The following is a 984-nucleotide window of genomic DNA, read 5'->3' on the forward strand; positions in this document are numbered from 1 at the left end:
CCCCAACGAATTCTCATTCGACAGGTTTTTTATCTTCCGACTCGGATCTACGGATTAATGTCCTCATTTTCCCTTCTTCAGTCCAACCTCACCCCTTCCCGGGCAAGGAATTTGAGGGTACTCCACGGGTTTTCTTGATTGCTGTGGTCAAGTTTCCCATAAGACACTGCCTTATTCAACAGGGCTTGCAACTCCGCGAAGATGGATGCGTGTATGGCCCACCCCACGACCAAAAGCCAACATGCTTTTACGGGCATGTTTAACCATTCTGGCGGCCAGATGCATGATTTCCCGCGATACCGTCTTCTTCAGTCTTCCGTTTGCATTTCAGAAGTCACCGGTTTTGGCCCCGCAGTAGCATCCTCTGCTCACTCCATAGTGCTAGAGGATTCCTCGCCAGATTCGAGCATGGCCTGCCAGCGATAACCTCTGGCCAACGCCAGTTGCAGCGGCGTGGTCGTGGTGTCCCAAGGTCTGGGTTTGACTGTTTCCCCGTTGGGATGCGTGACCAGTTTGCGCCCGCTGCGTCGCCTGATCTGGATCGGCACCGACACTGTCAGTCGGCCATCGCTGGCCTCGATGACTCCAGGTTCGCCCACCTTCTGGATGCGGATCTCGCTCATGCCAATACCTCTTCGGTCCGGGGAATGTCCGCCGGTTGCAATTCAAGCACCAGACGCTCGATGCCGCAGGCAGCAAGCCGTACCTCGAGGTCGTTGGGCGACACGATGACTTTTTCCACCAAAAGCCTGACGATCCTGGATTGCTCGGCCGGGAAAAGTTGATCCCAGATCACATCGAGCCTGGTCATGGCCACGGTGATTTTGGCTTCGTCCAGGGTGGGGTCGAGTTTTATCGCCTGCAGCAACATCTCACCCAAAAGCTCAGGGGCGCGCAGGACCGCCCGCAGTTGCTCCAGCACCGTCGATTCGAGCTCCGAGGCTGGCAGCGATCTTGTCGCGGATGCGTTCACCCGTGACTTCG

At 56.5% G+C, this 984-nt stretch carries 2 pseudogenes; both read right to left on the bottom strand.

What is annotated here, in order from left to right:
- Positions 1–383: 383 nt before the first annotated feature.
- A pseudogene (locus M6F29_RS11810) lies at positions 384–623 on the bottom strand (LacI family transcriptional regulator); the annotation flags it as partial.
- Positions 620–984, bottom strand: a pseudogene (locus M6F29_RS11815) (recombinase family protein); the annotation flags it as partial. The pseudogenes M6F29_RS11810 and M6F29_RS11815, both read right to left, overlap by 4 nt.

The sequence above is a fragment of the Ferrovum sp. genome (assembly GCF_027317285.1).
Lineage (GTDB): Bacteria > Pseudomonadota > Gammaproteobacteria > Burkholderiales > Ferrovaceae > Ferrovum.